This window comes from Streptomyces triticisoli, from assembly GCF_003270085.1.
GTDB lineage: Bacteria > Actinomycetota > Actinomycetes > Streptomycetales > Streptomycetaceae > Streptomyces > Streptomyces triticisoli.
Window position 1 is genome coordinate 1 of the sequence record NZ_QFDQ01000159.1, and the last position, 5,402, is coordinate 5,402.

The 5,402-nt window shown below is 72.6% G+C and carries 5 protein-coding genes; all 5 read left to right on the top strand.

What is annotated here, in order from left to right:
- On the top strand, positions 1 to 1,075 hold a 1,075-nt coding region (locus DEP02_RS21430; protein ID WP_112469307.1), incomplete at its 5' end, for a DUF7847 domain-containing protein.
- A 4-nt stretch (positions 1,076 to 1,079) separates the two neighbouring features.
- Entirely contained in the window at positions 1,080 to 1,802 is a 723-nt protein-coding gene (locus tag DEP02_RS21435; RefSeq protein ID WP_112469308.1) for a DUF4129 domain-containing protein, read from the top strand.
- Complete coding sequence (locus DEP02_RS21440) at positions 1,799 to 2,995, top strand: DUF4350 domain-containing protein (RefSeq protein WP_112469309.1); 1,197 nt, start codon at positions 1,799 to 1,801, stop codon at positions 2,993 to 2,995. Before DEP02_RS21435 ends, DEP02_RS21440 begins: the two co-directional genes overlap by 4 nt.
- The gene (locus DEP02_RS21445; protein ID WP_112469310.1) at positions 2,995 to 3,984 is read left to right on the top strand and encodes an AAA family ATPase; all 990 of its coding nucleotides are present in this window, start codon (positions 2,995 to 2,997) and stop codon (positions 3,982 to 3,984) included. The genes DEP02_RS21440 and DEP02_RS21445 overlap by 1 nt, the downstream gene beginning before the upstream one ends.
- A complete protein-coding gene (locus DEP02_RS21450) occupies positions 3,984 to 5,294 on the top strand; it encodes a DUF58 domain-containing protein (RefSeq protein ID WP_112469311.1) in 1,311 nt (436 codons plus the stop codon). Before DEP02_RS21445 ends, DEP02_RS21450 begins: the two co-directional genes overlap by 1 nt.
- Positions 5,295 to 5,402: the final 108 nt, after the last annotated feature.

Consider the following 5,402-nt stretch of genomic DNA (forward strand, 5'->3'; position numbering starts at 1 on the left):
CGGCCCCGGCTGGGGCCGGCCCGGCTACGGCGCTCCGGGCGGCCCCGGTGGCTACGGTGCCTGGGGCGCGGGCTGGGGCGGCCCGCCGCCCGCGGCCAAACCCGGCGTGATCCCGCTCCGCCCGCTGGGCCTCGGCGAGATCCTCGACGGCGCGGTGACGACCATGCGCACCCACTGGCGCACCGTCCTGGGCATCTCTCTGGTCGTGGCGGTCCTCATCCAGGTCATCGTCATCCTGGCGCAGCGCTTCGCTCTCGACGACGCCGCCGCCAACCAGGTACTCAACGACCCGAACGCCACCCCCGCCGAGATCATCCGTGCCATGGGCGACTCCCTGCTCAGCTCCGGCGTCGTCTTCGTGATCGCCTCGGTCGGCACCGTCGTGGCCACCGCGTTGCTCACGACGGTCACCAGCCGCGCGGTACTCGGCAAGTCGGTCACCGTCGGCGAGGCATGGCGGGACGCCCGCCCGCAGGTGCTCAAGCTGTTCGGGCTGGTCTTCCTGCTGCTGCTCATCTGCCTCGGCATAGTCGCCGTCGGCGCACTGCCCGGCATCATCGTGGCCGCCACGGGATCCCCCTTCGGCGGCGTCGCGCTGGCATTCCTGGGCAGCCTCGCCGCCTCCGTGCCCGCCTTGTGGCTGTGGATTCGCTTCTGCCTGGCCCCACCGGCCCTCATACTGGAAAAGCAGGGCATCACCAAGGCGATGAGCCGCTCCGGCAAGCTGGTCCGCGGCTCCTGGTGGCGAATCTTCGGTATCCAGTTGCTGACCGGACTCATCACCGGCTTGGTCTCCATGGTGATCGTCCTCCCCTTCCTCGGGATCGCCATGGCGTTCTCCGGGGACGGTCTGGCCGACTTCCTCAACGGCACCCCCGAGCTGGGCTGGACCTACCTGATCATCACCGGGATCGGGTCGGTCATCGGCTCGATGATCACGCTTCCGATCTCGGCCGGCGTCACCGTGCTGCTCTACATCGACCAGCGCATCCGCCGCGAAGCCCTCGACCTCGAACTGGCCCGAGCCGCCGGCGTCCCGAGCCACGGTGCCGACGTACCCGCCTCGGGGAGCTGATGGCGTGAGCCCGACGGGGGGAGTCCTCACAGCGCTGCCGGCACTTCCACGCACGGCCGACGCAACCGAACCACCGGTGACCCTCCCGCGTGATCCCGCGCGGGAGGCGGCCCAGCGCGAGCTGTCCAAGGGCATGTACCACGAGCACGACCCCGGCCTGCTGCAACGCGCCCTGAACGCCTTCTGGGACTGGCTCGGCAAGCTCTTCGACTCCGCCTCGTCCGCCACACCCGGCGGTACCGTCGGCCTGGCCGTCGTCGCCGTGGCCGTGCTCGCCGTGCTCGGCGCCCTGTGGTGGCGTCTCGGCACGCCACGCCGCGAACCCACCTCCTCCACCGCCCTGTTCGACGACCGCCCCCGCAGCGCCGCCGAACACCGCACCGCCGCCGAGGCACACGCCGCCCAAGGCCACTGGAACCAGGCCGTCCAGGAACGGATGCGCGCCATCGTCCGCTCCCTGGAGGAACGCACCCTGCTCGACGTACGCCCCGGACGCACCGCCGACGAAGCGGCCGCCGAGGCCGGGCGCACCCTCCCTGCGCACGCCGACCGGCTCCGCGCCGCCGCCCGGGACTTCGACGACGTCACATACGGCGGACGCAGGACGACCGACCAGGCGTACCACCGCATCGCCGAACTCGACCGCGACCTGGAACGCGCCAAGCCCCGGCCCCCCAGCACCAGCCACAGCACGGCCCCCCACACCCACCAGGGAGCCGCCGAATGACCACCGAGGCCACGCTCCCGTCCACCTCGGCCTCGCCCACCGCCCACCAGGTGTGGACCCGTACGCGAGGCATCCTGCTCGCGCTCGTCCTCCTCCTCGTGGGGGCCGTCGCGATTGCCGCACTCCTCTCGGGCGGCCGGCACGGCCGCCTCGACCCGCGCTCCGCCGACCCCTACGGCAGCCGCGCCGTCGCCGCGATCCTCGCCGACCACGGCGTGTCCACACGCGTGGTCACCACCCTCGACCAGGCACGGGCCGCGGCCGGTCCCGACACGACCCTGCTGGTCGCCACGCCCGACCTGCTGACGGAGGGTCAGCAGTCCCGGCTGCACACGGCAACAGCGGCCTCCGGCGGACGCACCGTCCTCGTCGCCCCGGACACCCCTTCCGTCGGCCGACTGGCCCCCGGCGTCACGGCCGACCCCGCACCCAGCTTCGACACCACCCTCTCCCCCGGCTGCTCCCTGCCCGCCGCCCGCCGCGCCGGCACCGCGGACACCGGAGGCGGCATCCGCTACTCCACCACCGCCCGCAGGGCCGACACCTGCTACCCCAGCGACGGGCTCCCCACCCTGCTGCGCATCCCGCAGACCGCCAAGGAAGGCGACACCGTCGTCCTCGGCGCGCCCGACATCCTCCACAACAACCGCCTCGACAAGCGGGGCAACGCCTCGCTCGCCCTGCAACTCCTCGGCTCGCGCCCCCATCTGGTCTGGTACCTCCCCTCGCTCTCCGACGCCTCGGCCCCCGGCACCGGCGACCGCACCTTCCTCGACCTGCTTCCCTCGGGCTGGCTCTGGGGCACCCTGCAGTTGTTCATCGCCGCCGCCCTGGCCGCCCTGTGGCGGGCACGCCGGCTCGGCCCCCTCGTGCCCGAAAAACTCCCCGTCGCGATCCGCGCCTCCGAAACGGCCGAAGGCCGCGCCCGCCTCTACCTCAAGGCGAACGCCCGCGACCGCGCCGCCACCGCTCTGCGCTCCACCACACGCACCCGCCTCGCCCCCCTCGTAGGCGTCCCCGTCACCCAGGCGCACACGCCCGAGGCCCTGCTCCCCGCTCTGTCCGCCCGGATCGACAGCGACGGACAATCCCTGCACGACCTGCTCTTCGGCCCGCCGCCCGGCAACGACGCGGCCCTCGTCACCCTCGCCGACCGACTCGACGCCCTCGAAAGAGAGGTACGCCGTCCATGATGGACCCGACCACTGACAACGCCGGGCACACCGGGGACGCGACCGCCGCCCGGTCCTCCCTGGAAGCTCTGCGCGCCGAGATCGCCAAGGCCGTGGTCGGCCAGGATCCCGCCGTGACCGGTCTCGTCGTCGCCCTCCTGTGCCGGGGACACGTTCTCCTCGAAGGAGTGCCCGGGGTCGCCAAGACGCTGCTCGTCCGCACGCTCGCCTCCGCGCTGGACGTCGACACCAAGCGCGTCCAGTTCACCCCCGACCTGATGCCGAGCGACGTGACCGGCTCGCTGATCTACGACGCCCGCACCGCCGAGTTCTCCTTCCAGCCCGGCCCGGTCTTCACCAACCTCCTCCTCGCCGACGAGATCAACCGCACCCCACCCAAGACCCAGGCGTCACTGCTCGAGGCCATGGAGGAGCGCCAGGTCACCGTCGACGGCACCCCGCGCCCGCTCCCCGACCCCTTCCTGGTCATCGCCACCCAGAACCCGGTCGAGTACGAGGGCACCTACCCCCTCCCCGAGGCCCAACTGGACCGCTTCCTGCTCAAACTGACGATCCCGCTGCCCTCCCGCCAGGACGAGATCGACGTCCTCACCCGCCACGCGGAGGGCTTCAACCCGCGCGACCTGCGCGCCGCCGGCGTACGCCCCGTGGCCGGCCCCGCCGACCTGGAAGCAGCCCGCACCGCCATCGCCAAGACGACCGTCTCCCCGGAGATCACGGCCTACGTCGTCGACATCTGCCGGGCGACCCGCGAATCCCCCTCCCTCACCCTCGGCGTCTCCCCGCGCGGCGCGACGGCCCTGCTGTCGACAGCTCGCGCCTGGGCCTGGCTGACCGGCCGCGACTACGTCACCCCCGACGACGTCAAGGCACTCGCCCTGCCCACCCTGCGCCACCGCGTGCAACTCCGCCCGGAGGCCGAAATGGAAGGCGTGACCGCCGACTCGGTGATCAACGCGATCCTCTCCCACGTTCCGGTCCCCCGCTGATGGCCCCCACCGGACGCGCCGCGCTCCTCGCGGCCCTCGGCTCCCTCCCTGTCGGCATCTGGGACGCCGGCTGGACAGGCATCCTCGCCGTGAACGCCCCGCTGGCCGTCGCCTGCGCCTGCGACTACGCCCTCGCCGCCCCGGTACGACGCCTCGGCCTGACCCGCTCCGGCGACACCTCCGTACGTCTGGGCGAGAGCGCCGATGTCACCCTCACGGTCACCAACCCCTCTCGCCGCCCGCTCCGCGCCCAGCTGCGCGACGCCTGGCCACCCAGCAGCTGGCAGCCCGGCACAGAGACGGAGGCCTCCCGTCACCGTCTGACCGTGCCGCCCGGCGAACGCCGCCGCGTCACCACTCGGCTGCGGCCCACCCGCCGCGGCGACCGCCAGGCCGACCGCGTCACGATCCGCTCCTACGGCCCTCTCCGGCTCTTCTCCCGCCAAGGCACCCACAAGGTCCCCTGGACGGTACGCGTGCTGCCCCCGTTCACCAGTCGCAAACACCTGCCCTCCAAGCTCGCCCGGCTCCGGGAACTCGACGGCCGCACCAGCGTGCTCACACGCGGAGAAGGAACGGAATTCGACAGCCTGCGCGAGTACGTCCCCGGCGACGACACCCGCTCCATCGACTGGCGCGCCACGGCCCGCCAGTCCGCGGTCGCCGTACGCACCTGGCGCCCCGAACGCGACCGGCACATCCTGCTGGTCCTCGACACCGGCCGCACCTCCGCGGGCCGTGTGGGCGACGCCCCGCGCCTGGACGCCGCCATGGACGCGGCTCTGCTCCTCGCGGCCCTCGCCTCCCGCGCCGGCGACCGCGTCGACCTGCTCGCCTACGACCGTCGCGTACGTTCCCTCGTCCAGGGCCGCGCGGCAAACGATCTCCTCCCCTCCCTGGTCAACGCCATGGCGACGCTGGAACCCCAACTCGTCGAGACGGACGCCCGAGGTCTTACGGCCACGGCCCTGCGTACGGCTCCACGCCGTTCGCTGATCGTGCTGCTGACCACTCTGGACGCGGCGCCCGTCGAAGAGGGTCTGCTGCCCGTGCTCCCACAGCTCACCCAGCGCCATACGGTGCTGGTGGCCTCGGTGGCGGATCCGCACATCGCGCGGATGGCCTCGTCCCGCGGAAACGTCGAGGCGGTGTACGAGGCCGCTGCGGCGGCCCAGGCGCAAACCGAGCGCCGGCGCACAGCAGAGCAACTCCGCCGCCACGGTGTCACGGTCGTCGACGCGACGCCGAACGACCTGGCGCCGGCGCTGGCGGATGCGTACCTGGCGTTGAAGGCAGCGGGACGACTTTGAAATGGGGGCTTAAGCCCCCGGAAATGCAGAAAACCCCGCACCGTGAGGTGCGGGGTTTTCTTCAATATTTGTTCGGCGGCGTCCTACTCTCCCACAGGGTCCCCCCTG

Excerpts from the sequence above, each read along its gene's own strand:
- DEP02_RS21440 (WP_112469309.1), top strand. The coding sequence starts at position 1,799 with ATGACCACCGAGGCCACGCTCCCGTCCACCTCGGCCTCGCCCACCGCC.
- DEP02_RS21445 (WP_112469310.1), top strand. The coding sequence starts at position 2,995 with ATGGACCCGACCACTGACAACGCCGGGCACACCGGGGACGCGACCGCC.
- DEP02_RS21450 (WP_112469311.1), top strand. The coding sequence starts at position 3,984 with ATGGCCCCCACCGGACGCGCCGCGCTCCTCGCGGCCCTCGGCTCCCTC.